At 45.8% G+C, this 25,090-nt stretch carries 24 protein-coding genes and 1 pseudogene; 10 read left to right on the top strand and 15 right to left on the bottom strand.

Features of this window, described 5'->3' with window-relative positions; genetic code table 11:
• Nucleotides 1-110 precede the first annotated feature (110 nt).
• The 5 genes and pseudogenes from ACP2WE_RS23390 to ACP2WE_RS23370 all read right to left on the bottom strand — a co-directional run bounded on the left by ACP2WE_RS23390 (nt 111) and on the right by ACP2WE_RS23370 (nt 4,937).
• Nucleotides 111-1,691: a B12-binding domain-containing radical SAM protein gene (locus ACP2WE_RS23390; protein WP_425217932.1), complete on the bottom strand. Its 1,581-nt coding sequence runs from the start codon at nt 1,689-1,691 to the stop codon at nt 111-113.
• Nucleotides 1,692-1,760: 69 nt separating this feature from the next.
• Nucleotides 1,761-2,228, bottom strand: coding sequence for a YlqD family protein (locus tag ACP2WE_RS23385; protein WP_425217947.1), 468 nt, complete (start codon nt 2,226-2,228; stop codon nt 1,761-1,763).
• A gap of 13 nt (nt 2,229-2,241) precedes the next feature.
• Nucleotides 2,242-4,126, bottom strand: a pseudogene (locus ACP2WE_RS23380) (AMP-dependent synthetase/ligase).
• 263 nt (nt 4,127-4,389) lie between these two features.
• Entirely contained in the window at nt 4,390-4,710 is a 321-nt protein-coding gene (locus ACP2WE_RS23375) for a type II toxin-antitoxin system PemK/MazF family toxin (protein WP_425217931.1), read from the bottom strand.
• A complete protein-coding gene (locus ACP2WE_RS23370; protein ID WP_425217930.1) occupies nt 4,710-4,937 on the bottom strand; it encodes a ribbon-helix-helix domain-containing protein in 228 nt (75 codons plus the stop codon). Before ACP2WE_RS23370 ends, ACP2WE_RS23375 begins: the two co-directional genes overlap by 1 nt.
• Nucleotides 4,938-5,171: 234 nt before the next feature.
• Between ACP2WE_RS23370 and ACP2WE_RS23365 the strand changes: the two genes are divergently transcribed.
• Nucleotides 5,172-6,056 (top strand): DUF8686 domain-containing protein, encoded by an 885-nt coding sequence (locus ACP2WE_RS23365; RefSeq protein ID WP_425217929.1) that lies wholly within the window; start codon nt 5,172-5,174, stop codon nt 6,054-6,056.
• 87 nt (nt 6,057-6,143) lie between these two features.
• Here the strand turns inward: ACP2WE_RS23365 and ACP2WE_RS23360 are convergent, their stop codons facing one another.
• On the bottom strand, nt 6,144-7,166 hold the full coding sequence (locus tag ACP2WE_RS23360) for an ABC transporter permease (protein WP_425217928.1): 1,023 nt from the start codon (nt 7,164-7,166) through the stop codon (nt 6,144-6,146).
• 237 nt (nt 7,167-7,403) lie between these two features.
• Between ACP2WE_RS23360 and ACP2WE_RS23355 the strand changes: the two genes are divergently transcribed.
• Complete coding sequence (locus tag ACP2WE_RS23355) at nt 7,404-8,567, top strand: GTPase domain-containing protein (protein ID WP_425217927.1); 1,164 nt, start codon at nt 7,404-7,406, stop codon at nt 8,565-8,567.
• 112 nt (nt 8,568-8,679) lie between these two features.
• Here ACP2WE_RS23355 and ACP2WE_RS23350 read toward each other — a convergent pair whose 3' ends face one another.
• A complete protein-coding gene (locus ACP2WE_RS23350; RefSeq protein ID WP_425217926.1) occupies nt 8,680-9,654 on the bottom strand; it encodes a carbohydrate kinase family protein in 975 nt (324 codons plus the stop codon).
• Between the two features lie 224 nt (nt 9,655-9,878).
• On the opposite strand from ACP2WE_RS23350, the gene ACP2WE_RS23345 reads away from it, so the two are divergent.
• Nucleotides 9,879-10,442, top strand: a complete 564-nt coding sequence (locus tag ACP2WE_RS23345) for a Uma2 family endonuclease (protein ID WP_425217925.1) — start codon at nt 9,879-9,881, stop codon at nt 10,440-10,442.
• Nucleotides 10,443-10,467: 25 nt separating this feature from the next.
• Here ACP2WE_RS23345 and cphA read toward each other — a convergent pair whose 3' ends face one another.
• Together cphA and ACP2WE_RS23335 are read right to left on the bottom strand one after the other, a co-directional pair.
• Nucleotides 10,468-13,101, bottom strand: coding sequence for a cyanophycin synthetase (gene cphA / locus ACP2WE_RS23340; protein WP_425217924.1), 2,634 nt, complete (start codon nt 13,099-13,101; stop codon nt 10,468-10,470).
• A gap of 289 nt (nt 13,102-13,390) precedes the next feature.
• Nucleotides 13,391-14,590, bottom strand: a complete 1,200-nt coding sequence (locus ACP2WE_RS23335) for a GNAT family N-acetyltransferase (protein WP_425217923.1) — start codon at nt 14,588-14,590, stop codon at nt 13,391-13,393.
• A 284-nt stretch (nt 14,591-14,874) separates the two neighbouring features.
• Here ACP2WE_RS23335 and ACP2WE_RS23330 point away from each other — a divergent pair, with 284 nt between their 5' ends.
• From ACP2WE_RS23330 to ACP2WE_RS23320, 3 genes are all read left to right on the top strand, one after another.
• Nucleotides 14,875-15,081 (top strand): Asl3888 family RNA-binding protein, encoded by a 207-nt coding sequence (locus tag ACP2WE_RS23330; protein WP_330484858.1) that lies wholly within the window; start codon nt 14,875-14,877, stop codon nt 15,079-15,081.
• A gap of 87 nt (nt 15,082-15,168) precedes the next feature.
• Nucleotides 15,169-15,690 carry a hypothetical protein gene (locus ACP2WE_RS23325; protein WP_425217922.1) on the top strand — a complete coding sequence of 174 codons (522 nt, stop codon included), beginning with the start codon at nt 15,169-15,171 and terminating at the stop codon, nt 15,688-15,690.
• A gap of 216 nt (nt 15,691-15,906) precedes the next feature.
• Entirely contained in the window at nt 15,907-16,164 is a 258-nt protein-coding gene (locus ACP2WE_RS23320; protein ID WP_425217921.1) for a DUF6761 family protein, read from the top strand.
• On the opposite strand, the gene rsmG is transcribed toward ACP2WE_RS23320, so the two are convergent.
• On the bottom strand, nt 16,143-16,814 hold the full coding sequence (gene rsmG, locus ACP2WE_RS23315; RefSeq protein ID WP_425217920.1) for a 16S rRNA (guanine(527)-N(7))-methyltransferase RsmG: 672 nt from the start codon (nt 16,812-16,814) through the stop codon (nt 16,143-16,145). The two genes, ACP2WE_RS23320 and rsmG, sit on opposite strands and share 22 nt — an antisense overlap.
• A gap of 291 nt (nt 16,815-17,105) precedes the next feature.
• Between rsmG and ACP2WE_RS23310 the strand changes: the two genes are divergently transcribed.
• Together ACP2WE_RS23310 and ACP2WE_RS23305 are read left to right on the top strand one after the other, a co-directional pair.
• Nucleotides 17,106-17,705, top strand: coding sequence for a hypothetical protein (locus ACP2WE_RS23310; RefSeq protein WP_425217949.1), 600 nt, complete (start codon nt 17,106-17,108; stop codon nt 17,703-17,705).
• Between the two features lie 93 nt (nt 17,706-17,798).
• Nucleotides 17,799-18,254 carry a hypothetical protein gene (locus ACP2WE_RS23305; protein ID WP_425217919.1) on the top strand — a complete coding sequence of 152 codons (456 nt, stop codon included), beginning with the start codon at nt 17,799-17,801 and terminating at the stop codon, nt 18,252-18,254.
• A gap of 176 nt (nt 18,255-18,430) precedes the next feature.
• On the opposite strand, the gene ACP2WE_RS23300 is transcribed toward ACP2WE_RS23305, so the two are convergent.
• From ACP2WE_RS23300 to gshA, 3 genes are all read right to left on the bottom strand, one after another.
• The gene (locus tag ACP2WE_RS23300) at nt 18,431-18,682 is read right to left on the bottom strand and encodes a UPF0175 family protein (RefSeq protein WP_425217918.1); all 252 of its coding nucleotides are present in this window, start codon (nt 18,680-18,682) and stop codon (nt 18,431-18,433) included.
• A gap of 211 nt (nt 18,683-18,893) precedes the next feature.
• Nucleotides 18,894-20,384 carry an MFS transporter gene (locus ACP2WE_RS23295; protein WP_425217917.1) on the bottom strand — a complete coding sequence of 497 codons (1,491 nt, stop codon included), beginning with the start codon at nt 20,382-20,384 and terminating at the stop codon, nt 18,894-18,896.
• A 109-nt stretch (nt 20,385-20,493) separates the two neighbouring features.
• Nucleotides 20,494-21,639 (bottom strand): glutamate--cysteine ligase, encoded by a 1,146-nt coding sequence (gshA, locus tag ACP2WE_RS23290; RefSeq protein ID WP_425217916.1) that lies wholly within the window; start codon nt 21,637-21,639, stop codon nt 20,494-20,496.
• A 167-nt stretch (nt 21,640-21,806) separates the two neighbouring features.
• Between gshA and ACP2WE_RS23285 the strand changes: the two genes are divergently transcribed.
• The gene (locus tag ACP2WE_RS23285; RefSeq protein WP_425217915.1) at nt 21,807-22,340 is read left to right on the top strand and encodes a hypothetical protein; all 534 of its coding nucleotides are present in this window, start codon (nt 21,807-21,809) and stop codon (nt 22,338-22,340) included.
• A 29-nt stretch (nt 22,341-22,369) separates the two neighbouring features.
• Here ACP2WE_RS23285 and ACP2WE_RS23280 read toward each other — a convergent pair whose 3' ends face one another.
• Complete coding sequence (locus ACP2WE_RS23280) at nt 22,370-22,603, bottom strand: hypothetical protein (RefSeq protein WP_425217914.1); 234 nt, start codon at nt 22,601-22,603, stop codon at nt 22,370-22,372.
• A 42-nt stretch (nt 22,604-22,645) separates the two neighbouring features.
• The gene (locus ACP2WE_RS23275) at nt 22,646-23,011 is read right to left on the bottom strand and encodes a DUF4359 domain-containing protein (protein ID WP_425217913.1); all 366 of its coding nucleotides are present in this window, start codon (nt 23,009-23,011) and stop codon (nt 22,646-22,648) included.
• Nucleotides 23,012-23,230: 219 nt separating this feature from the next.
• Here ACP2WE_RS23275 and ACP2WE_RS23270 point away from each other — a divergent pair, with 219 nt between their 5' ends.
• The gene (locus tag ACP2WE_RS23270) at nt 23,231-24,931 is read left to right on the top strand and encodes a DUF1565 domain-containing protein (RefSeq protein ID WP_425217912.1); all 1,701 of its coding nucleotides are present in this window, start codon (nt 23,231-23,233) and stop codon (nt 24,929-24,931) included.
• Nucleotides 24,932-25,090 lie beyond the last annotated feature (159 nt).

The following is a 25,090-nucleotide window of genomic DNA, read 5'->3' as shown; positions in this document are numbered from 1 at the left end:
CTCTTAGTTCAGTTATCAGCAATTTGTTACTCTATCCTAATTTTTCTGACGGATATTGTATAGAGTGATTTACTGAAGTGTGAGGAAATCTCGATCGCGGATGGTTTGTTTTAACCCGCGATCGCTCTTTCGGGTTTTACTTCCAACTGCTTCATGCGTTCTTCTTCCGCCCAATAGGCAGTTAACTGTTCTTCAATTTCTGCGCGTACAATTTCGCGATATTCCATAAAGTGCTCGTTATGGGCGCAGACAATCAAATAGTGTTCCCACACCGCAGGATTGCGTTTGATCATGCTAAAGAGATGATGCCAGAACTTCCAGCGAGTTTCACGCTTGATCCCTTGACGCCATACAATAATTGCCAGTGCGCGTAGATCGATTAGCGTCGGTAACTTGGCAGGAACCTTAACTCTGGGGCCACCTAGCTTGAGAAAATAGCTATAAACGCGATCGAGATAGGCATTAGGCTCATAAAGCTCGCAAAATGCTTCGACATATTCGCGGGCAATCTCATCGACGGGGCGCGTTGGCACAAAGTTCATCAGGGTGGTTTGATTGAGGTTGCCATTTGTACTACACAAGCGTCCTTCTTTTTCCAGACGATGCCAAAGTGCCGTATGGGGCAACGCCTGCAACATGGCAAAGGTGGTGGTAGGAATGCCCGTCAGCTCAGCAAAGCGCACGATGCGATCGCCCGCCCCAGACTTTTCCCCATCAAACCCAATGATAAAGCCTGCCATCACCCGCAGTCCTGTTTTGGTAATTGCTTCTACGGCTTCTAATAGCGAAGAGCGGGTGTTTTGAAATTTTTTGGTCATTTGTAAGCTGTCTTCATCGGGGGTTTCAATCCCAAGAAACACGGCATCAAAGTAGCAGTCCATCATCAGATCCATTAGCTCTTGATCGGCGGCAAGGTCAACGGATGCTTCGGTATTGAAACGGAAGGGATATTCATGCTCTTGCTGCCAAACTTTTAACGCTTCTAGCAGTAACTTGACATTACGCTTGTTGCCAATGAAGTTATCATCGACCATAAATACGCCCCGTCGCCACCCTAGCTCGTAGAGATAGTCGAGTTCTGCCAGTAACTGTTCTGGCGTTTTAGTACGGGGTTTACGCCCATACAGCACGATGATGTCGCAAAACTCACACTGGAAGGGGCATCCGCGCGAGAACTGTACCGACATGGAGTCGTAGGCATCAAACTCTAGTAGGTCAAAGCGGGGAACGGGCGTGCTCGTGACATCGGGCTTCTCTTGAGTGCGGAAAATGCCACTGGTTTCACCCTTGGCGATCGCTTCCACAAACATGGGTAGCGTAATCTCACCTTCGTCCAAGATCAGGTAATCCACACCTGCGGATTGTGGAACCTCGGGCATAGAGGTAGGGTAGGGACCGCCGCAAGCCACCCTCTTACCCCGCCGTTTTGCTTCTTGAATGATTGCCAGTAGGTCATCTTTCTGCACGATCATGGCAGACAGGATCACCAAATCAGCCCATGCCCACTCAGCTTCGGTAATGTTGCGAACGTTGCGATCGACCAGTTTAAATTCCCATGCTTGCGGCAAAATTGATGCAACCGTGATTAAACCCAATGGAGGTAGCAAAACCTTCCGATTTACCAACTCCAAGATTTTCTCGTAAGACCAAAATGTTTTGGGAAAAAGTGGGTAAACCAATAAAACGCGCATTATTTTTTTGGGTAGTTTGGGTTATCAACACAAGCAGGGGTAAGTTAACCATCGACATTAGGCTTCGTCTTACATAGCTGTTGGAAATCCAGTGCGAATATCCTCAACTAAACCGTCACGCAATACAATCTCAACCTGCATCATAGCAATTAGATTATCACCCTTGCTCAAAGGAAAAAAGCTATCTAACTGACCTTGGTTAACTTCTTGCTCTAACTCCAAGACTTGGACTTGGCTTAATTGTTGCAAAAGTTGATTTTTTTGCTCTAGAAATTCTGATTTGCGGCGATTCACCTCAAGCCGAATTTCTTCGATTTCCCGCATGACATCGGGACCTGGGGGCTTAATGCTTTGTCTCTCAATCTCGGCAATCATACGGGTACCTTGAGCCTCGATTTGCTGGATTTGCACATCAAATTGAGCGATTTGGGCTTGAAGTTGCTGCTGCATTTCGTCTTTCCAGCGCGGTGTCACAATTACCTTGATGTTGGCTGTGCGCTTGAGTAAAAGCTGGTTAGAAAAATCTATAGAACCCATAGTTTGCATCAGATTAGGTAAACATCTTGTCAATAATATCTCGGTAACGCTCCGTTACAACATTGCGCCGAATTTTAAACGTTTGCGTCATCATGCCGTTGGCGATCGCCATCGGTTCGGGCAAAAACGCAAACATGCCAATGCGATCGTTCACACTGTAACCTGGGCGGTTTTTTACCTCGCGATTCAATTCTTCCCGATATAGGGTCTGAACTTTCCGATCGTTTTGCAGCAATGGTAAGGCATCTTGCAGTTCTGCCTCTGGTGGGATCAAACCTTCTGCTTTTAGAGTGTCTAAATTGGGCACGATCAGTGCACCCAATTGCTTTTGATCTTGACCGACTAGGACGATCTGATCGATATAAGCGCTGCGGAGACAGGCATTTTCAATGGACTGGGGCTCGATATTCTCTCCATTGGTGAGCACAATCGTGTCCTTGGCACGTCCAGTAATAATTAGATCGTCGCGATCGCTGACCCAACCCAAATCGCCCGTATCAAACCAACCGTCAGGATCGATCGCCTTAGCTGTTCCTTAGAGGATTTTTATAATAGCCCTGCATGATCTGAGGGCCGCGCAGCATCACCAATCCCTTTTGCCCCACGGGTAAGGGCTTTTGGGTATCTAGATCGACAATCTTGGTCTCGGTTTGAGGTAAGGGTTGTCCGTCTGCGCCCCGCAAGTTGCGATCGAGGCGACGTACATGGGTGATCGGAGATGTCTCGGTTAAACCATAGCCTCCCAAAATCTGAATATTGACGATTTCGTAAAAATCTTCTAAATGGTCGGGAATCGATCCGCCCCCACTCACGATGATTTTAAATGCCCCACCCGTGGCTTCTCGTACTTTTTGATAGACGAGTTTGTCCCCTAATTTGTGTAGCCCAAACAGCGCTACCATTTTGATGCCTGCCCATAGGCGCTGCCCAAGCGATGGATGCAGATTTTCTAAACTCAAGCCCTGCACAATGCGACGCGCCAAAATGTACTGTAGACTGGTTTCCAGAAAAAAGTTGACAAGGCGTTGCTTGCTGGCAGGCTGTTCGCGAAATTGCTTTTGAATGCCCTCATAAATTGACTCCCAAAGGCGGGGCACAGCCACCATGTAATGCGGTTTGAATTGCTTGAGATCTTTTTTGATCGATCGCAGGTTGGTATAGGTCTGGGTACAGCCTTGCGAAAAAATAAAATACTCAAAGGTACGTCCATAGGAATGCCAAGTAGGCAGGATGCTCAGAACCCTCTCGCCTGCTTGGATTTGCACTACCGTTAACGCCCCATTAATTTCATAGATAAAATTGCCGTGGGAAAGCATTACCCCCTTAGGATTGCCACTCGTTCCAGAGGTGTAAATCAGCGTGGCAAGGGTATCGCGGGTAATGGGTGGATTTCCTAGATCGCGATCGCTACCTTTTTGGAGCAGTTGAGAAAAATTTAAAGCACCTTCGGGGGGCGTTTCATCAGACAGCAGAATCATCGACTTGATCGGCAAGTTTTGTAGCTCTGGCTGAAGTTTGTTTAAGGTTGCCAGATCCTCGACCACGATCGCAGTGCTATCGCTATGCTCGATGATGTAAAGTAACTCTTGACGTTCGGCCTGCGAGCTACGCGTGGCATCGGCGGCTCCAATCGCTAAAATTCCTTGATCGGCAATCAACCAGCGCGATGAGTTATCGGCAATCAAGGCTACCTTGTCCCCAAACTGAATGCCCAGCGATCGCAAACCTGCCCCGAAAGCTGAGATTTGTTCGACAACTTGTTTATAGGTAAGTCTGACTTCAGGCTTGGCATGGGCATCGATGACGGCGATCGTATCAGGATAGGCTTGAGCCGTTTTTTCCCACACTTGCCAGAGACTATTGGCATTAGCGTGATTTAACACCTTAGAGTTGTGCATAATTTTCGAGAATGTAATTGAAATCCACCAATTCAGGGTTGAAGTGCAAGCGATCGCGTAATTCCAAAATAGGTATTGTCTGTTGACAGTCAGGTAAACTGTAGGACAAATCTCATCGGATTGCTGTAACTGAATATCAGTATTCTAGAAAAGGGCAATTTATGCAGCTATCTGTGTGCCACTTCCCCAACTATCCCATAGCTAAAGCTGATAGCTGATAGCTGAATGCTATTGGCTATACTTTACGTCTCACCGATCGAGTTCTAAATATCAAGTTCTAAATATCGAGCCAAAATCTGTTGGATTTCTTGTAACTGATTTAACTCTAGTTGACCAAGACATTGCACAAGCCTGCGTTTATCGAACGTCATTGGATCGACACAGACAACAAAGCTAGAGGTACTAAGACCATTGATAGCAGAAGGAGTCAGAGGTACAACAATCGAACGCAACTGCTCGCTAGGGTTAGCAGAGGTGATGGGTAGAACAGTTACTTTACTACGTTGATTAAACATAGTTCCAGAAATAACTACCGCAGGTCGAGTTTTGCGAATTTCTGTCCCAATCGAAGGATCAAAAGTCACTAACCAGAGACTTCCCAATCGATAATCGCTGCTTGCTGCCATGCTTCATCTTCATCCGTTGACCGATCGCTTAATTCATCAAGCAACAAACAAGCCTTTACCATGGCAAGTTTTTCTTGCTGTTTGCGCCATGCTTGCAGTAACCCTTCAACCAGACGGCTGCGGTTTTCTACGTGCCGATCGACATATTGTACTAACTCATCTGGCAGAGAAATAGATACTTTCATAGCTACTACTTTATGCTACTCATAATACTACCCGTAGTAGTATATATTGATTTGCATCTTATGCAGCCATCGCTGTGCCACTTCTCAAACTATCCCATTTGGTTGGGATTCGCGGGTTTAGCTAGACGGTTTTAACCCAAGCAATTTTATGGATTTGGAAACCAAGCATATCTTGCTATTATCGGTTCTGAAAGTATTTAGCTTAGTTAGCGATCAGGGGAAGAATGTAGTCCAATGGCAATCTCTAAAGCAGTCAAAACTCGGCGAATTGTTGTCGGCATTATCTGTATAGCACTATTTTTTAGTGCTTTCTTTTTGGCGTTATATGCTTATCAAAACGATCTAACTCAACGCTCCAGTGGGTATAGCTTTGGGGTTGACGAAAAAGAGCCTAATCGCATCTCATTACCCATTGGTTTTTTAGCGGTAGACCCGATTAAAGGCGATCTATCGATCCGAATTGCCCCAATCCCCCACGGTAGTTTTGCGATCGGAGAAACAGACATCATGAGTACCGACCTCAATTTTTATGCCAGTATTGAGGGTGGCAAGGGCGATCTTCAAATTAAAAAGAAAAAGATTTCGCCTTCCGTAGATGGCACGCTGAGTTTGTTTAACGGGCGGGTAACAGACTATCCCTTTGACACGCACGAAGCTGAAATTTATCTTTACTTTTCAAACCCCAAAGACGAAAAGCAGAGTATTCCTATGGAGGTTGACTTTATTGGGGCATTGCCAGGTTACAACATTGACACCGACATCATCAAAGGATTTGACTCAGCAGAAGAGATTGGCGTAAAGATCAAAATTTCGCGATCGATCATTACCAAAGCTTTTGCCATGTTTATCTTGATAGCAATGTGGTTAGTACCTTTAGCAGTCCTATTTATGGCTTTGGCAGTGTTGCTACAAAATCGTCCAGCTGAGCTGGGTATGTTTGCTTACATGGGTGCTTTGCTGTTTGCTTTGCCTGCGGTTCGCAACATTCAACCCGGTATCCCACCTGTGGGAACGCTCACAGATTTCTTATCTTTCTTTTGGGCAGAACTGTTGGTAGCGATCGCGCAAATGATTATCTTTTACTGCTGGTTTACTCGATATAAGCCTAAGGATTCCTAAGTTCTACAGAAATTTACTGACAGACTGACTACATCTATTGCATAAAAAAGGGGGCAAGAGTGCCCCCTTTTTTATGTTTTCTAATTTCTAATCTTGACTATCTAGTTTGATACGGGGGTCAACTGCCTTTAAGAGCAAATCTGCTAAGAGATTGCCAATGACTAACATCAACGTTCCCAGTGTCAAACCTGCCATGACAAGGTTGACATCTTTTTCGAGGGTGGCTTGAAGCAGCAATTTGCCTAGCCCCGGCCAGTTAAAAAAGAATTCCGTAATAAATGCGCCACTGAGTAGGCTGGCAAATTCAAACCCCAGTAATGTGATCAGGGGATTAATCGCATTGCGGAGGGCATGGACATAGATGACTTTATTCTCAGGCATTCCCTTGGCGCGTGCGGTTTTAATATAGTCTTGACGCAAGACATCGAGTAGATTTCCGCGCATAATGCGTTGAAGGCTGGCAAAACTAAGAATTGTGAGGGTGAGGGTGGGTAAAACTAAGTGATGTGCGATATCTAAGATTTTGCCCAAGGGTGACAGATCGGAATAGTTGATACTCGTCATCCCACCTACTGGAAACAGCGAACTATTTTGGGCAAACATTAATAAAAAGATTGCCAAAATAAAACTGGGAAATCCCTGTACGGCGTAGCTTAAGAATTGTACGATTCGATCGCTCCAAGTATTTTGTCGCACCGCACAAAAAATTCCTAGAGGAATGCCAATCACCCATGTGGTGACCAGAGAAGCGATCGCCATAATCAGCGTATTCCCTGCTCTTTCTAAAATTAGCGGTGTTACAGGGGCTAAACCTTGACATCTGACGCCCAGATCGCCCTGTAAAGCACTACCTAGCCATAAACCATACTGTTCAATGAATGGCAGATCGTAGTTTAATCGCGCTCTTAGATCGGTAACAACTTTTTTGGGTGTGCTGGGGTTTTGGAGGAGTTCTGTAAAGCAGTCACCTGGAGATAGCTTAAGGGCAAAAAAGCTCAATATCGAAACCAAAAAGATCACTAGTACTGCTTGAGCTAGTCGTTTTAAGACATAAGCAGTGGTTTCGTTGGTAAAAAAGGTAGCGATCGCAGAGATTGGTTTAACGGTCATGGGCAAAATGACAGGCTTACAAATGTTGATAGATATAGCAAAGCAATCCTATTTGATTGGTATGTCGGGGCAATTCATGTTGACCCTACGATTCTGATTGCTATTATTCTTTGAGAATTTCTCTAAGAATGTCAAAGTTTCTGCATATTCAATAACATCGTAGTGGATGGTTCGGTATTTACAATATATTTGACCGATCGCAATTATCTCCATCATATTCTTCATCACAAATAAGTAATGTCCGATCACGCCGACCATCAACTGCTAGAGTCATTTTTTGAAAGTAGCAAAGCCAAATTTGAATCCGAAATTCACGAAAGTCCAGACATTCTCAATATTGTCGTCATTGGTAGAGTCAGTTCTGGGAAAAGCTCCCTAGTAAATGCCTTATTAAAAAAAACGCGCAAAGATTCTCTATTTAAAGTTAGGGCTGAGTCAGGTGTAACCAGTGATGTGCAATGCCTTAAACTCAACGAAAGGGTGCGCCTAATTGATTCCCCTGGTTTAGATGATGTGCGGGTTGCCAACAGTGATGCTACCCAAAGATTTCTCAAACGCATTGATATTGGCGTTTTAGTGGTGGATGGTTCGTCTGATGCGCGTCAAAAAAAGCACCTTGACGATCTAAAAAAGCAATGCGATATCGTTTTTGTCGTTTTCAATAAAATTGATGAATATGACAAATGGAAACCTACAGTTTTAGAGCGGGTGATTCAACAATGGAAGGTCGATCTGGGCGTTGCTAAAATTTATCCTACCTGTACATTTGGCTACGATCCAGAAGTCAATCATGATATGAAACTGGACATTCGTGGGGTAGAAGCTTTGCGAAATGATATTGAAGCATTGCTACAGTCAAAGTGGCAAAACCTCCTCGATTCTCGTTCTTTTACCGAACGTAGAATTGAGGCGGTGAAAATTATTGCCAATGCCATGCTGCGAATTAATGAAGAGGCATTTATGCCCAAACGCAGTCCTTTTATTTTGGGAACGCTAGCGATCGCTGTCACAGAAATTCATTACCTATTGCTGGGGCAGACGTTATCGGGCAAAGAAATCCGCAAGCGTATGGCACTTTTCACATCAGGCGATCTATGTGCGGCATCGTTTCTATGGTACGGTTCGCCGCTAGCTCCAGATTTTGTGCTCGATCCGATCACGGGGCGACGCGCTTTATCCTCAAGTCTTGTTATGCTTTTGACCTTTGTAGAACTACTGCGGCGCAAGCTAGAGTTTACAACGACGACTGTTGAGCTAGAATCTCGACCCTTTCGCGTCACGATCAAACCTAGGATAGAAGATACTCATCCCGCAGATTGGCAAGAGATTTCCTTTTGGCAAAATTTAGCACTGTCTGCCTTGTTATCTCAAGGTCTATCGTCGTCAGTGCATAAGCCTTAAATTTCAGAGAGATTTCCTGAACTCAATTCCACATCTTGTAGGGCAGTATTTTGTAGGGCAGAGGATGGTGTGTGCCTGCCCCTAATACCGATGATTAAGGAACTTCGCTCCACTATTTGCCGTTCATTTTTGCTAGGAAATCTCGTACCTGTGCGTCCGTAGGTTGTGCCTCGATTGCACCCATCGCAGTGGTTGCGATCGCACCTGCGGCACAAGCATAGGAAATGACATCATGGGCGTATTCAGGTTTGGATAGTTCAGCCAAGGGCTTTTGAGAAATTTTGTGGATAAATGCTGCTAAAAAAGCATCTCCTGCCCCCGTCGTATCTACGGCATTAATGGGAAATGCATTGCGTTTGCTTTGGCGTTCGCCGAGATAATAGCGACATTCTTTTGCCCCATCGGTGACAATTACGCCCTCAAGATGGTTTAAGGCTTGGGCAATCGCGGCGGGACTGGTGGCGCGAAATAGGAAATAAGCTTCTTCGGTGGTGAGCTTTAAAAAATCTGTATATCCCAACAAAACTCGGATCAACTTTGCGGCTTGGTCGAAATTAGACCAAAACATCGGTCGCCAGTTCACATCCACAATCACCCGCACAAAGTTATCTTCGGCAAGTTTTAAAGCCCGACCGATCGCCCGTGAAGTTTGAGCGCTAGCTAAGCCGAGCGTTCCGAGTACCAAAAAATCAGCATCGGCAAATAGATGGGCTGGCAAATGTTCGGCTGACATGAGGGTGTCAGCAAAAACGGTGTTGCTATCCCCAGAAAATTTAGCAAAGGTGCGATCGCCGTTTTCGTCACGGGTGACATAGATCTGTCGGGTCACAGATTCAGGATGCACTTGCAATCCTGTCGTATTGACCCCTTCCTTGCTAAGTAGTTGAATTAACTGCTCCCCTTCTGGATCTTGCCCCACACACCCAATAAAGCTGACGGAAGTTCCGAGTTTTGCCAGACCGCAGGCGACATTGGCTAGGGCTCCGCCGGGGCAAGATTGCCAAGACTCGACGCGATCGTAATCTACACCTACCTGTTCAGCGATTCGGTCGATCAGAATTTCGCCAAGACAAATAACTTTTGGCATAGAGGTGAAAGTCAGTGCTAGAGAATATTACAAAGTATGGGGAGGAAACCAATTACCTCCTCAATTACTGTAAAGGATTTGTTGCACACTCGATCGGGAAATTAATACCCAAGTTTTTGAGACGGGGATCGCCATGGGATGATTAAAATCCCATCGCCCCAATTCGCCTGTGGAATAATTTAAGTAGAGGCTGGCTAACTTAACTCTCTTAAAGAAACTTAATTATGGTACAGACCCCCACAAAGCCCCTGACGATAGAAGAGTTTTTGCAACTACCAGAAACGAAACCTGCTAGCGAGTACATTGACGGTCAAATTATCCAGAAACCAATGCCACAGGGAAAAAATAGTGCCATTCAAGGAGAACTTGTACCCGCTATCAATGGAGTGCTTAAACCTAAGCGCATTGCTCGTGCGTTGCCTGAGTTGCGCTGTACTTTTGGCGATCGCTCAACTGTCCCTGATGTGTCTGTGTTTCTATGGGATAGAATTCCGCGTAACCAAAATGGGGAAATTGCCGATGTTTTTGCGATCGCACCTGATTGGACGATTGAAATTCTTTCTCCAGACCAAAGCCAAACAAGGGTGACCAAAAATATTTTGCATTGCCTCAAGTATGGAACGCAGATGGGGTGGCTGATCGATCCAGAGGAAAAAGCTGTGTTTGTCTACCAAAGCGATCGCGCCACGACTTTCTATGACGAACCAGAGGCACAATTACCCATGCCAGAATTTGCCCAAGATTTTAACCTTACTGTGGGCGGTTTGTTTGGTTGGTTAGTCGAGTAATTGGCGGAACGCTTGAGTAGTACTTCTATAAAACGGCTGGACTGTTAGAAGGCTTCGCGGCATCTTGGGTGGTGTCTTTGGGCATTCTTGCTTCAATGGTGGCAATGACCGCATCGACTTTCTCTGGGAAAATCACCACGAGTCCCCCTTCAGGAGCCTGATCTAAGGCGATCGCTACGGCCTCAGCTTCATTGAGAATAATGTCGCAGGGCAGGTTGGGTTTGACCGAGCTAACGCCCTTTTGCATCAGGGCAGCGACGGCATTGACCTCGCGTCCCCGCCGATCTAGGTCTTCTTTAATGATCACGCGATCGAACATATTTGCGGACAGTTGACCGAGTTCCTCAATGTCGATGTCGCGGCGATCGCCTGGTGCGCCAATAACACCAATGCATTCACCATTCCAAGTGCTGATAAAATCAGCGATCGCTTTATATCCCGCTGGGTTGTGGGCATAGTCCACCAAAGCATGAAATTTTCCTAGATCGAATAGGTTCATCCGCCCAGGGGTTTGATTGGATGAGGCAACAAAACTGGTTAAAGCCGAGCGAATATCTTCAATTCTCACGCCTTGGGCAAAAGCGGCGAGACTGGCTGCCAGAGCATTTTGAATTTGGAATGCTGCCTTACCACCTAGTGTGAGCGGTACATTCACAGCTTGCTCGATGCGTAACGTCCAATCTCCCTTGAGAATCGAGAGGTAACCATTCTCGTACACGGCTGCTAAGCCACCTTGCTGTGTATGTGCAGTGACTATCGGGCTATCGGGGGTCATGGAAAAGTATGCAACTTGCGCCTTAACCTTTTCCGCCATTTTGACCACCAAAGGATCGTCGGCATTCAGCACGGCATAGCCGCTGGGAAAAGCTGATTGCACGACCACACTCTTAAGATTTGCCAAATCTTCCACGGTTTCAATGTCACCAATGCCGAGGTGATCGGCTTGTACGTTCATCACGACACCGACATCACAGCCATCAAAGCCCAACCCCGATCGCAAAATTCCCCCTCTGGCCGTTTCTAAAATGGCTACTTCTACCGTGGGATCGCGCAAAATCACTTGAGCGCTGTAAGGCCCAGTTGTATCGCCCTTTTCTACGAGCCAGTCACCGATGTAAATACCATCCGTTGTCGTGTAGCCAACCACCCGGTTGGTTTGTTTGAAAATATGAGCAGTGAGGCGGGTTGTAGTCGTCTTGCCATTCGTACCTGTAATGGACACGATCGGGACGCGGTAAGGTGCTCCAGGTGGGAACAGCATATTAATGACTGGTTCTGCCACATTGCGGGGAATGCCCACACTGGGTGAGGTGTGCATTCTAAAGCCTGGGGCAGCATTGACTTCGACAATGACGCTATCGGTGAGGCGCAGGGGCTTGGAAATATCTGAGGTAACCACGTCAATTCCTGCAATATCCAAACCAATGATTTTGGCAACGCGCTCTGCTAACCAGATATTTTCAGGATGGATATCATCGGTACGATCGACGGCAATGCCACCTGTACTTAGGTTTGCCGTAGCACGCAGATAACAAATTTGTCCTACGGCTGGAATCGAATCTAAGCTAAGCCCCTGACGTTGCAAAAGATCTTGGCTGTTGCGATCGACCTCAATTCGAGTCAGTACGTTATCGTGACCATCGCCTCGACGCGGATCTTTATTCGTAATTTCGATTAATTCAGAAATTGTGGACTTGCCATCTCCATAGACGTGAGCGGGAACTCGTTCTGCTACAGCAATCACCTTACCGTTGATCACCAACACACGATGGTCGCGCCCTGTATGAAACCTTTCGATAATCACATCTTCAGAAACTTCGTGAGCCATTTCAAAGGCATCTTCTGCGGCTAACAGCGATCGCACGTCGATGCTGATGCCGCGTCCGTGATTTCCACTGAGGGGCTTGACCACAATCGGGAAACCGCCGACTTCAGCGATCGCATCCTCAAGATACTTTGCAGAACGAATTACAGTGCCTCTAGGGACAGGTACGCCAGAGTCTCGTAAAATCCGTTTGGTTCCCTCTTTATCACAGGCAAGCTCTACCCCCAAAATTCCCGTATAGTTGCTCAGGGTTGCTTGAATGCGCTTTTGATAGACTCCAAAGCCCAGTTGGATCATGGCTCTGCTGCCCAGTTCTACCCAAGGGATACGTCTGGCTTTTGCCTCGGCAACAATTGACTCTGTACTGGGCCCAAGCTGACCTTCTAAGCGCAACTCAATCAAGTCCTTAAAATCTTTTTGCAGTTCCGCTTGCGAATATTCACCTATATCTAAAATGCTTTGGCATATCCTTACGGCTGCCCGTGCGGCATAGCGTCCCGCTTGTTCGTGTTGATACTCAAAAATCGTCTGATAAACATTAGGTTCGATCGTGGCGCGCACGGTGCCAAATCCAACATTCATGCCTGTGAGTTTCTGTAGCTCTAGTGCCACAAGTTGCACGACTTCCGCTGCTGAGGTAATCGATTTGGGGTGGCTGTGCGGACTATCGAGCGAACTATGCACAAGGCTTGGTAGAACCTTGATTACATCCTGGTAAAAGCTAATAATATTTTTGGAGAAATCCTCTAAATCCAATCTGACTACCACTAGCTGATGTCGTTGAATGCTCCACTGATTGGGCCCACGCAGTGTTTGGATTTTAAGAATTTTCATAATAAACGTCTTTACACGTCGCCAAGTGTCTAATTTCCAGTTTTAAATCCTAGCTATCCCGCAGCCTATTTTTTGTATCAAATAAACAAAAAAGATGTTCAACATATACATTCCTTGTAAATCTGTGTAAACCTGCGGGGGCAAGCTGACAAAGTAAACGATAAACAATATAGTTAAATTCGTTAGGCTACGGTGGGATATTGTGTTTTGCAACCTTTCGACAATACGAGATCGGCATAACACAACAGAAGATATTTTCTTCTTAGCCGTTGCATTTATTAACTATACCTTAAGGCAACTCTTCAGGTTGACTGGGATAGTTGGGTGGATGCGCATCAATTCTGCCTGGAACTGGTTTTTGATTGGGTTGAAGTCCAGACAACATGCGAGAAAGTTGCAGACCGTCCAAAACGGGTTTGGTTTCGCGAATTTTATGCCAAACCGATCGCGCCATTAATAGCCCATGACTTTGTCGTTGTGCCTGAATCTGTTCCAGATATGCCTCACGTTCAGGTTGATAGTCAGCCGAAGAGACCAGTAGGCTGTAGTTGGTTTCAGATTGCTCGGATGATTGTTTGGTAATAATTTTGGCAACTTGAGAGGTTAGCTCAGGGTAGAGCCATGTGTATGCAGGATGAACCGTCAGTTGGCAGTAATGGCTTAACTTTTCCTCTGGTTGTTGCCGTTTAGACTGAGGACGACTTAATGCCAGTGAGAAATATCCGATCGCAGCCTTACGCTGGGGTTCGTAGACATAGCCTGAGACCTCTTGGACTTGTTGCAAAATCTTAGCGGTGTGGGCGACAAGTTTCTCAAAAGAGCCGGTGCGAAAATCATTGACGCTTAGATCGTAAACTTGCCTAATTTGGGGGGGCATTGCAGCCGTGTCAAGCTGATAGAGCAATCCAGCATCCGCATTACTTACAGGTAAAAGATTTGGGAGGTCAGGTTGGTGTAGAGCCAGTTCTTGTAACCCTTCGGCAGATATTTCCCAATTGGTTAGCTGTGCGAGCGGCTGAAAGCCATTTTGACGATACAAGGCGATCGCATCTTTTTGATGGATGTTAACTTTGAGCAGCCAAGTACGAGCTTCCCAGCAAGACTCTAGGCAGTAGCGAATTAGTTGCGTGCCGATATGGCTGGGTTGGATTTGCGACTCGATTTGACTTTGTTGTGCGAGTGCAACGCGATCGATTTGCCAGGTGCTACGACTGCTGTTGGTTGGGGAAACGCAAATAAAGCCAAGGATTTCGCCATTAGATTCCGATACATACGCCCTGACATAGGGCTTTGCCAAATGTCGAAGGGGATCTGGCAGCCAGCTTGCCAACTTAACTAGAGAGAGCCAATCAGACTTGTAGCTAAAGCCATTCGGATGACGGTTTACATTTTGACTGGCATCGGGGAGTGCTTCTAGTTGTTGAACGATCTCTAGATCGCGATGCTGTAAAGGACGTATCGTGTTACCTAAAGAGGGAAAAGATTGCATAGCGGAATCATTCCAGAAAAACGAATACTGCTGCACGCATGCTGTAAATGGTCGCAAATGTTAGTGTAACTGTTTGCCTTCAGCAATGGATATTGATGTTGCCCGTGATTTTATCGCTCTATTAAATATTTTATCGCTCTATTAAGTTATAGAGAAGTCTAAACTTAATCAGCTTAAGCAAATTATCTATACACAGTATAGCTGAGCGAAATACCTTGGTCGAAAGTTATCCGTTTTATGTTAGGGTTGATCGATGCAAGATTTAAGGGGTACAACAGTTTAAAATGGCTAAGCGCCGCAATCAAAAAAAGGAAAAAGCTCTCCGCAACCAAGCTTACGCACGTAAGTTCCGTAAGCGCACACCTATGGGTCGATTTGGACGTAGACGTCCAGGCGGCAGTCGCTTTGGCGAAGGTGATGATGACAATGAAGGAGAAAACTCTGAAGAATCAGATGGTGCAGCTGGTGGTGGCGGTCTAGGTAAGTTCTAGATTGTTTGCCAAAATTTAACTGCCAGGACTTAAGTACCAAATTAAGTACCAAAGTTTATGTGTAAAGGTTGAAAGTAAAGAGGGTCAGTGCAAGGGACTAAAAACCAAGAATCAAGAGCCCACTGCTTTGCCTTAGCGCTACACACCACAACGGACAGCCTGGAACTTGCGATCGCTCAGTTGGGCGGATCGTCAGAAACTAAATCACCGATTGAATTAGGTCAGGATGTAATTTCTGACTTTGTTCTTGTAAAGGAGCAGTCATGGCACTTGGGAAGAGACCTATCAACCCAATTGCATGGCTGCTTACAGTCTTTTATAAGGGAAATTGCTTGGTCAGACATTGCTTGGTTCGCGATCGCCAGTGGTATTGGGGGCTATACAGGTACGCGCATCGGTATTGTTACCGCCCGTACCCTAGCCGAACAGTTAGGAATTCCGCTTTATGCGATCGACTGTGACAGAATTTCACAGCAGGCGGCGCAATCTCAGCCTGAAAAATCTTTAAGTTATAGCTTGTTAGAACTTGCCTATGCCCAGTGGTTAATCGAAGGGCAGCATGGCATTTATTCGCACTGGTCAGCAGCCTTACCTTTATATCGGGAATAACTCTAAAAAGTGCGTGAATCCGCCCTAGGCTATAGGGATCAAAGCGATCGCTGAATGTTAAGATCTATTTAAATACTTTAGTGTTTTATCGTATTCCAAGCTTGAGGAGCGATCTGATAGTTTTGGGAACTATCTCTTTAAGGACAATTTCTATACAAGAAAGATTTCTGCATAAGAGAAAATTTCTAAACGATCTTAATTTTATACAAGCGATCTATGCTGCAAGACACTATTACGATTCGTCACTATCAAAAGCTCACCGACTCCTTAGTCGATATGTGGGAACGGGGATACCGCTCGAACGACGAACTGCGTTTGTTTTTAGATGGTTACCTGTCTGCGCTCCGCAATTCTAGTGCGATGGAATCTCATAAAATCCATCGTTTGGAAGAGGAGACAGTCAGATTCCTCTATGACTCCTCTAACTTTATGTCTCCTTACCAGACTGAACTTCAAACCGAGGTAGAAAAGTAAGGGGCAAGGTAGATGCAGTGACGCGCGCTTGCGGTCAAGGGGGTGAAAAAAGTTTCAACTTTTACAATCTCAGCACCTATCGTTTCACATGCTTTTGTAAGTTCTTCCTGTTCTTTGTCTGACCACTGACCTCTATATAACACTGCTTGTCCGCCTGACTTTAAAAATGGCAATGCATATTGAGTGCAAAGCTCTGCACTGCCTACGGCTCGAATTAAGGCTAGGTCGTACTTTTGCCTTTGTACCTGAATACGACCGATCTCTTCAGAACGTCCTGCCAATGTCACGCCATTCACAAGCTGTATTTTTTCGATGACCTGTTTCACAAAGGCAGTTTTCTTTTGTCTGCTGTCTAGTAAAGTAATTTGCCAAGTTGGTTGAGCGATCGCACAGGGCAGTCCGGGGAAGCCTGCTCCTGTACCGATATCGATCGCCTGTAAATTTTCTTGCCCAAAATAGGGCATGACTCCCCGTAATGAGTCCCATAAATGCTTTTCCCAAAAATCTTGGCGATCGGTAATTCGAGTCAGATTTTGGATTTTATTGCCCTCGATCACCAAATCGTAAAGTTGCTGAAATTGTAATTCTTGGGCATTTGTAGGTTGCCAGTTGAGCGTCGTCTGCCAAAGGTGAGAAAATTCAGAAAACATGAGTTGCGCGTGATTCGTTGATTCTTTTGAGAATATTTCTAATTAAGCACGCGATCGAGTAATTCTTGCGGCTGCAATAGGAGCATTAAATACTATTCCATCTTTGAGGATGTTTTTTAGAACATCACTCTAAATTTTTCTGTATATCTACCTTCATAGGGGATGATACCCAGAAACTTTCTGGGTATTTTACTGCATTGATTGTGTTACCCAGAAACTTTCAGTATAATCACCCAATCTAGAGTAAATATTCGGAAATTTTCCGTATAACACATAGTTAGATTCCTCCAGATGATCCAACGCTTCCTAAACGACATCGTTAAGCCCTGGGACGAGCTTAATCTTCTTTTGGCACAGCGCTACGCGCTTCAGCCGGAGGTCTCAGACGTTACGCGCCTCGCTGGTGGACTCGCCGTCGCAATCCGGCATCAAGTGGACCTCGCAGGCTGGTCGGATAACGCCGCGATTGCGGCATCGTTTCACCATCGCCTCGTAGCGGACGCAGCGGACTTCTGGAAGCATGGCAGCCTTCGAAAAGTTGATCGCAACAACGAACTCAACGCCAGCGCACTATTCGAGTACTCACCTGGGAAAGGCTTTTGCTTTCTTCGCAATGGCCTGTTCATTGCGCATGCAACGCTTGGAGAGCATGACTTCATGGTCACTACACTTGCGGCCATCAACTTCTGGATCAAAGCGCGGGGCCTACCCATAACGTGGTCAGGTCAAGTGAAGTTGGCAGATCCTGCGTTTCATCAATCCGCATTCCTCAAATTTGATCCGAGGTATTGCATCTCTTTGTCCAGTGTTCGAACTCGGTTCTTCGTGCGCGACCAGCAGGGAATGTTGGTGCCTGTTGATCCGCCGGAGGTTCAAATTGAAATCTTCTAGCTTTTTGGGTGCAACTGAATCTAACCCTTCATTCCAGCGGACTGCCTTCGGCAGCCGCTGAATTCAAACGTTATATGGCCACAGGGCAAAGCTATGAGTAAGCCGGTCAACGTCATCAAGATCGCAAAAGTCCAAACGAAATCGAAAATTAAAAGCTACCGGATCTTAATCGACAAGAAAGATTTACAGGTTCACTTAGCGGAATCGCTATCGGCGGTGTCTGGAAGCCGGAAAACTTGGTCTGACCAAAACCACATTGTTTTTGATGGCCTGGAGCTTTTGGAATCTGGGAAGAAATCGGGGCATTACACCATTCTCAATTGCACTTGTGGCAGCGGTGCTGAATGCGCGGGTGTTCCTGGGAAAATCGAAGTTATCCATGAAGGCAATCTGGTTCGTTGGGTCTGTGGAGTTCCGGAAGTCTGGATAGACGGAGAGTCACAGTTTTTTACCTTTGTTTTCCACAAGCCACAGCTATTGAAGGAACTGAAAAACGTCGATCCAACTGCAAACCTCAGTGGTCTCTCAGGGTATGGTGTTCGCGGGTAGATGTGTTCATATCAATCGGGTCGGGAAGGGTGTTTAGCCCTTCCCTCCCACACCACCCGGCATGTGGATCCGCACTGGGCGGTTCATAATCGCCGCGCAAACAAACTTAAATTAGGATCGGACGAAGCCTTGAACTTTCATCCACAGGTCATGCACTGATAGCCATCCCTGTTGTTTTAACCACTGATTCGACCCATCTCTTGGAGATTCTGAATGTCCTGTTCAAAATCTTCCACTCCGTAATGTACTGGGATGTGACGACTAGCTAGTAAATGCTGAAACGCAACGCGGTGCATTCCTGCAAATCGGCTTGCTTGAGCAAGAGTAAGCTTTTCTCGCTGAAAGAGCATGACAGAGATTTCTTGACGCATTTCTGTCTCAGCCATGCGAGTTGTGGTTAAAATTTCGTCAGGAACAATAACACTCATGTGGCTAATTTCTTTGCTCTCCTAACTCTTGTACCCTAATGAATCTGGCAAATGTTTGTGTTCTGCCGAGCCAGCGATCGCGCAAGCATAAAGGTAGCAATCGTAGAAGTCATACCATTTTCAAAAAATGATGCAACGCATCTTTTTGAAAAGACCACGCTCTGCGCGGAACCCAAAAAGCGATCTGTCGCAAATTTAAGAGAAATTGGTATCACTCGTTCTCGGAATTACTACGGCTCGCCATTTTTTTCTCGGCAATTTTCAACAAGATCTCAGCGTGCTTCTCTTTTGTAATGGGATAAAGATAGGCAAGGACTAGCCCAATCAGTAAAAATACAGTTGGAATCGGCCCGATCGCAATCCGAATTGCCAGCAGCGCAGAATCAGGTTGAATCGGTACGGGCTGGTTAGCAACGGTTTCTTTAAATCCCGACCAAGCTAGCGTTTGTCCTAGCATAAACAACCCCACCGCCAGCCCCATTTTTTGTAAGAGCACCATGAAGGCATAAAAAACGCCTTCTCTTCTTTGTCCAGTCTCTAACTCATCTAGGTCTACCACATCGGGTAACATCGACCAGGGGATTAAATAAGCCGTCGAGACCCCACATCCAGCCACAAAAGCTAAGACTTTCATTAAGCCAACCTCGTTTGGTTGCAACATCACTAAACCGACTTGGGCGATAATCCACAAACCCATGCCCATAAAATAGACAGCTCTTTTTCCTACCCGCTTGCTGATCGCGCCCCAAACAAATAGCATCGGTAGCGCCGTACCCTGAACCCATAAAGTGACTTCGATAAAGTCAGACTGAGTCAGCTTCATCCAATGCACGACAAAGTAGGGAATGATCGAGGCAGTAATTTGTAAAGCTAGCCAAGAACAAAAATATATGCCAATCACATAGAGAAATGGTCGGTTGCTAAAGGCAATCCGCATTTGCTCTAAAAAAGGAATGGTGTGGGATACATCTGCTTGAGCTTGCTGGTTTGTCAGTCTCTGAGATTCTTTAACCAATACCTGTCGTTTTGTCCCCAAGACACACCAGCAAATGGATAAGACCGCAATGATTGCGTAGATGATGCCGAGGACGAGGTATGGCGTTCCACTATCAAAGTTATTGTTGGCTAACTGACCAGAGGATTTTTTGAAAAACTCAAAGATCAAAATGGCAATAAATAAGGAGACGATACTGCCTCCAATCGAAAACGAAAAACGAAAACTATTGAGGCTGGTGCGTTCGTTATAGTCTTGGGTTAGCTCCGCTGTGAGCGCTGTATAGGGCAAATTAACCATCGTAAAGAGGGTATTAAAAGCGATCGAGATCGCGACGTAATACCAAAATAGCCCGATCTTATCTAAGGGTGGAACCAGCCATAGTAGAAAATAGGAAATTCCAAATGGAATCGCGGCATAGATCATCCAAGGGAGACGGCGACCCCAACGGGATTGGGTGCGATCGCTTAAAATCCCAATGACAGGATCGATGGAAGCATCCCAAATCTTGCTAATCATTAATATGCTGCCAGCCAATCTAGGATCTAACCCTGCCACACTGGTAAAAAAGAACAGCAAAAAAGTGCCCGCAATATTGGTCGTAATTGCTGTGCCTAAGTCCCCTGCCCCATAGGCAAGTTTGGTCGCAAGGCTGAGTTTTTCTAAACTAGCAGCAGGTGGTGGCGCATCAGAATGAGCAGGAGCCATAGAAAAATTCCCGATTCTTATAGATTGCTAACACAGATCGTTATTCAGTCTATCTGTCTTGGGACTTCTATGCTTGCTTCTACATTGATGGATTTCCTTAAGCGATCGCCTAATGAATCATCAGAGCTGCGGCAAACTCAGCTTCTTGTTGGGTTGCAGTACTAATGGCATCGGTCAAAATTTGGCGAGGTGTAAGCCCTGTCGCATAGGCAGCTAGCCATCGCTGGGCTTCATTCCCCTGTTCTAAAATCTTCAAAAGCGGCGCAAGAAAGCAAGTCGTACCTGTCTGTTTGGCGATCGCTTTGGCTTGCTCGTATTGTTGTTGCACTAGATCTCTCGCTTTTACAGCGTTGCCAGTTTGCCAATCAATCAAAACGGCATCTAAACTATGCTGTGCTACTGCCATTTCATTTTTACTGGCGATCGCCACCAATTCATCGGGTGTAAAGGGGCTGGCTTTAGGGGCGAGGGGATCGAGCGCTGAACTCTCACCTGAATGCATCAGATTAATCAGCCGCATTTCAAGTAGGGTCGTAATTGCCAACAGTGCTAATGGATCGAACACCAGATCGCAAATTCTTAGCTCAAGGCGATTTAAGTCATAGGGGCGATTATCACCATTGGGGCGTACTGCCGACCAGAGATGCCGCACATTTTGCATCGTGCCCAGTTGTAATTGGGTCTCAGTCCATTCCACAAAATGTTTGTGGCTGGAAAATAAAGGGACATGGGCAGGTGTTTGGGGAAACATTTGCCAACGCGTCGAGTGATAGCCTGTTACCTCACCATCTAAAAACGGCGAAGAAGCGCTCAGCGCTAAATAGAGGGGAGCTTCTAACCGTATGAGTCGGCAGGCTTTAATCAGCATTTCTAGATTGCTGATGCCCACATTAATATGAATGCTGGCCGTAACGACATCCGTGCCATAGGTTTGCTCGATGTAGCCATGATAGGGATTATGCGGATCGGAGCGCTCAAACTTTTGAGTGCCACCCAAAGCAAGTGTGCTGCTTGGCATGATCGTGTAATCACCAAAAGATTTTAAGTATTTGCGCAATCTCTGCCTTGGTTCCACCAAAGCCAGAAACAAGCGTTCGTACTGCGTAAATGGTGCGGTTGTATATTCCACATTGCGGTTGTCAGGCTCTCTCACAAAGCCTTGCAGATCGGCGACAATGCGATTAGAAAAACCAACGGCATCCCCTGTAGGTGTAGATGTGTATAGTTCTACTTCAAAACCTTTGGATAAAAGCACAAATTCTTCCTTGTCATAAGACTTTATAGTGCTGGCTTTTTAACTTGCTGGAATAACAGATCGACGAAGATCGAACAGATAATGACAAAATCTTCGTTCTGTTTCAATTTTCCCTAGATCGATATTACCTTTTTGCTAGTGCATTCTGATTCCTGTAAATTTGCCCCATGACGAAACCACTACGTTTTCGAGATATTGGACAAACAATTTATGACTTTGGGCATAGTTTTTGGGTGCATTGTCCCCAGTGCGATCGCCTCAGCACCGTCATTCCATTCAGTGCATCTGCCAGTGAGTCTGCCCCACTACCTCAAACCCAAACGCATAAAATCTTCGATCGCCACCGCCTATCTTGCAAATACTGTGGCTATAGCAAAGATTGGCAAGGCAATTCCGTGACAATAGGTGGCGATCGCGACTGGTACTTTAATCTCACCCTCTGGCTGCAAATTCCCTGTTGCGGTGAAATTTTGTGGGTCTATAACGCCGAGCACTTGGATTTTCTGGAAAACTTCGTTCGTGCCAAACTGCGCGAGCGGTGGTACGCATCCCCAAGGGAATTGCCCGATCCAAAATTGGGCTGGCAAAATCAAAGTCTTGCAAGTCGATTGCCCAACTGGCTTCAAAGTGCTAAAAATCGCCAACAGGTTTTACATGGCATTGCCAAATTGAGAGAAAAATTGCCCGACACTAGCAACTAAATTACAAAAAATATTTCGAAAAATAGAAATTAAAGCGGCTGACATTTCCCTGCACGAATTAGCCCGATGCGTTTTGCGATCGCTTCGCCTTGCGTGGCAAAAGGTCCCCAACTTTCTCCTGCTTCTGCTTTCGCATTGCGATCGTTTGAAATGGTACAGATTCCAGAGGTTTGTTTGCAAATAAACCATTGATTCGTTTCAAGTTCGGCTACAGTTTCGCTAACCGATTCACTTTCAGAGTTGTTGTTTTTTGATTGAGACATAAATGATTAAAAAGGCTTGTTTAGGACAAATTTAATTCAAACTTAATTCAACCCAATAAAGTTACCAAAAATAGCAAGGGTTTTATAGGTGCGCCCTGGGACTTCGGTCGTATAAATACTAAAAATCACCATATTTTGTTGCTGTGTTCTAGGTGTAATTAGCTTTTTGACTAGGGCATCTTGTGAATCTATTCCTAATTTGCAAAGGTCAGCTGCAAGATTTGTAATATTGCCTAATAGATCTTTAGGATTTTTATTTTCAGTTGGTTTGCAAAGTTGATTTTGAATGTCCGCAGCCATTTTTACGGAAGCATAATCTATATATTTCTCTTTGTTCGGATTTGTAAATACCATTACCAATGCGATCGCTCCTACCGCACCCAAAACAGCAACTAACTTTCTTCTCATACCACTCTCCAAACCTTGTTGAAAGTTACAAAATATAACGCGCCTAAAAGAATAATTCTAAAGTCTGATCTTAAACACTCTTGGCAGTAAATTGTGCTTGGCTCATGTATATTTAGGCAGAACTTTTTCTCCGACACCAAAGCTAGGTGAAACTAATCCCTACTGCTTACGTCAAGGCGAAAAGTTAGAACGTTAGGAATTATTTTCAGAGGAAGATGTATGGCTAAATATCAAACGGCGGCTGGATTATTACTACTATTAACCCTAGGTAGTTATCAAAGCGCGATCGCCGCAGTTGACCGTGGCGCTAACACCTCCACATCCTCAAACCTACCCCTTCAAATTGCACAAGCTAACACAATTTTATTTGTTGCTCCCAGTGGTACGGATGCTCCCGGTGCAGGTACGCAAGCCACGCCCTTTCGCTCCATTACCGCAGCCTTAAATGCAAAACCACAGGCTGGCACAATTGTTCAGATTGCTCCTGGTACCTACTCTGCCGACACTGGAGAAATTTTTCCACTCAAAATTCCTGCTGGTGTGACTTTACGCGGTGATAGCAGTAGCAGAGGGGCAGGTGTTCTGATTAGTGGTGGAGGCACATTTGTCAGTCCTACCTTTGCACGTCAAAACGTTTCTATGCTTTTAGGGAATGGTGCAACCGTAGAGGGGATTACGCTCACTAACAGCGGTAACCGAGGTTATGCCCTATGGGTGGAATCAGCTAAAAATGTTGCGATCGCCAATAATACCTTTGTTGGAACCGGACATGATGGCGTATTTCTCACAGGCGATACCAGTGCAAATGTAGTTGGTAACATTTTTACGAAAAATGGAGCTAATGGACTTTCTGCCGTCGGAACGAGTTCAGGCGAGATCCGCGAAAACACGTTTGAAGATACTGGCTTTGGCTTAGCGATCGGTCAGCGATCGCGTGTTGCCTTAATTGGCAATCGCATCACGAAAAATCGTGGCGGTATTGTGATCTCCAATATTGCTACCCCTACATTACGTGGCAACTTAATTGAAAATAATACTGAAAATGGACTGGTCGTCCTCAAAGATAGAACGAGCCAACCTACCGTTGACTTAGGTACACTTGGAAACCCCGGTCAGAATATCTTCCGAGGCAATAAAGTCGCCGATATCAATAACGCCTCAGGCGTAACGATCGCCGCCGTAGGCAATCAAATCGATCCAAAGCGTGTCATTGGGCCGCTCGACCTAGTTGCAGCAAGCGTTCCGATTACACCACCACAAACCCCTTCACCCGTTACTCCTACGCCTCTTCCTCCTGCTCCTAAGCCACCCGCACCACAGCCAGCCCCCTCAGTCGGCGGTTTGTCTGATGTCAAAGGGCACTGGGCTGAGAAATACATCACGGCGCTAGCCGACCGAGGAATTATTAAAGGCTTCAACGATGGCAAATTTCGCCCCGAAGACCCAGTAACCAGAGCGCAGTTTGCCGCGATAGTGAATAGTGCCTTTCCTACCAAGCAAACCATCCGTCCTGTCACAACCTTTAGCGATGTACCCGCCAACTTCTGGGCAAGCACAGCGATCCAACAAGCCAACGCCAAAGGCTTCATTGCTGGCTATCCCAACCTCACCTTTCGCCCCGCCGAAAATATTACGAGAACCCAAGTAATTATCTCTTTGGTGAATGGCTGGCAACTTAGCGGCGGAAATTCAAATATTTTGGGGAATTTTTACCAAGACGCTGCCCAAATCCCCAGTTATGCTCGCGATGCGATCGCAACAGCCACCCTTAACAAACTAGTCGTCAACTATCCAGACATCAAAATGCTTGCCCCAAACCGCAATGCCACCCGCGCCGAGGTTGCTGCCATTATCTATCAAACCCTTTCCAGACAAGGCACAGTTCCAGCAATTCCCTCCGCATTTGTCCCAGTTCAATAGTTGTGTCAATAGTGAAATAAAAAAATACTTAAAAACGCTTGACAAAGCCAGATAAGTTAGGTAGCCTAGTAAGGCGAAAAAACGAGAGCAAACGAAAGGAGTTCTCGAGAAAGCGCCAGAACCAAGACAAGAGAATAGTTTGGAAGCCAAAGAGCACTA

It is taken from the genome of Tumidithrix helvetica PCC 7403 (assembly GCF_965232925.1).
Classification (GTDB): Bacteria; Cyanobacteriota; Cyanobacteriia; order Pseudanabaenales; family Pseudanabaenaceae; genus Tumidithrix; species Tumidithrix helvetica.
Note: the sequence above shows the minus strand (reverse complement) of the source record. Positions and strands in the feature narration are given on the sequence as shown.

What these genes read in the sequence shown, in the direction of transcription:
- ACP2WE_RS23305 (WP_425217919.1), top strand. Translation starts at nt 17,799, where the DNA reads ATGAGTAAGCCGGTCAACGTCATCAAGATCGCAAAAGTCCAAACGAAA.
- ACP2WE_RS23390 (WP_425217932.1), bottom strand. Translation starts at nt 1,691, where the DNA reads ATGCGCGTTTTATTGGTTTACCCACTTTTTCCCAAAACATTTTGGTCT.
- ACP2WE_RS23355 (WP_425217927.1), top strand. Translation starts at nt 7,404, where the DNA reads ATGTCCGATCACGCCGACCATCAACTGCTAGAGTCATTTTTTGAAAGT.
- ACP2WE_RS23345 (WP_425217925.1), top strand. Translation starts at nt 9,879, where the DNA reads ATGGTACAGACCCCCACAAAGCCCCTGACGATAGAAGAGTTTTTGCAA.
- ACP2WE_RS23285 (WP_425217915.1), top strand. Translation starts at nt 21,807, where the DNA reads ATGACGAAACCACTACGTTTTCGAGATATTGGACAAACAATTTATGAC.
- ACP2WE_RS23320 (WP_425217921.1), top strand. Translation starts at nt 15,907, where the DNA reads ATGCTGCAAGACACTATTACGATTCGTCACTATCAAAAGCTCACCGAC.
- ACP2WE_RS23335 (WP_425217923.1), bottom strand. Translation starts at nt 14,590, where the DNA reads ATGCAATCTTTTCCCTCTTTAGGTAACACGATACGTCCTTTACAGCAT.
- ACP2WE_RS23310 (WP_425217949.1), top strand. Translation starts at nt 17,106, where the DNA reads ATGATCCAACGCTTCCTAAACGACATCGTTAAGCCCTGGGACGAGCTT.
- ACP2WE_RS23275 (WP_425217913.1), bottom strand. Translation starts at nt 23,011, where the DNA reads ATGAGAAGAAAGTTAGTTGCTGTTTTGGGTGCGGTAGGAGCGATCGCA.
- ACP2WE_RS23365 (WP_425217929.1), top strand. Translation starts at nt 5,172, where the DNA reads ATGGCAATCTCTAAAGCAGTCAAAACTCGGCGAATTGTTGTCGGCATT.
- ACP2WE_RS23280 (WP_425217914.1), bottom strand. Translation starts at nt 22,603, where the DNA reads ATGTCTCAATCAAAAAACAACAACTCTGAAAGTGAATCGGTTAGCGAA.
- ACP2WE_RS23385 (WP_425217947.1), bottom strand. Translation starts at nt 2,228, where the DNA reads ATGGGTTCTATAGATTTTTCTAACCAGCTTTTACTCAAGCGCACAGCC.
- ACP2WE_RS23370 (WP_425217930.1), bottom strand. Translation starts at nt 4,937, where the DNA reads ATGAAAGTATCTATTTCTCTGCCAGATGAGTTAGTACAATATGTCGAT.
- ACP2WE_RS23270 (WP_425217912.1), top strand. Translation starts at nt 23,231, where the DNA reads ATGGCTAAATATCAAACGGCGGCTGGATTATTACTACTATTAACCCTA.
- cphA (WP_425217924.1), bottom strand. Translation starts at nt 13,101, where the DNA reads ATGAAAATTCTTAAAATCCAAACACTGCGTGGGCCCAATCAGTGGAGC.
- ACP2WE_RS23295 (WP_425217917.1), bottom strand. Translation starts at nt 20,384, where the DNA reads ATGGCTCCTGCTCATTCTGATGCGCCACCACCTGCTGCTAGTTTAGAA.
- ACP2WE_RS23330 (WP_330484858.1), top strand. Translation starts at nt 14,875, where the DNA reads ATGGCTAAGCGCCGCAATCAAAAAAAGGAAAAAGCTCTCCGCAACCAA.
- rsmG (WP_425217920.1), bottom strand. Translation starts at nt 16,814, where the DNA reads ATGTTTTCTGAATTTTCTCACCTTTGGCAGACGACGCTCAACTGGCAA.
- ACP2WE_RS23300 (WP_425217918.1), bottom strand. Translation starts at nt 18,682, where the DNA reads ATGAGTGTTATTGTTCCTGACGAAATTTTAACCACAACTCGCATGGCT.
- ACP2WE_RS23350 (WP_425217926.1), bottom strand. Translation starts at nt 9,654, where the DNA reads ATGCCAAAAGTTATTTGTCTTGGCGAAATTCTGATCGACCGAATCGCT.
- ACP2WE_RS23360 (WP_425217928.1), bottom strand. Translation starts at nt 7,166, where the DNA reads ATGACCGTTAAACCAATCTCTGCGATCGCTACCTTTTTTACCAACGAA.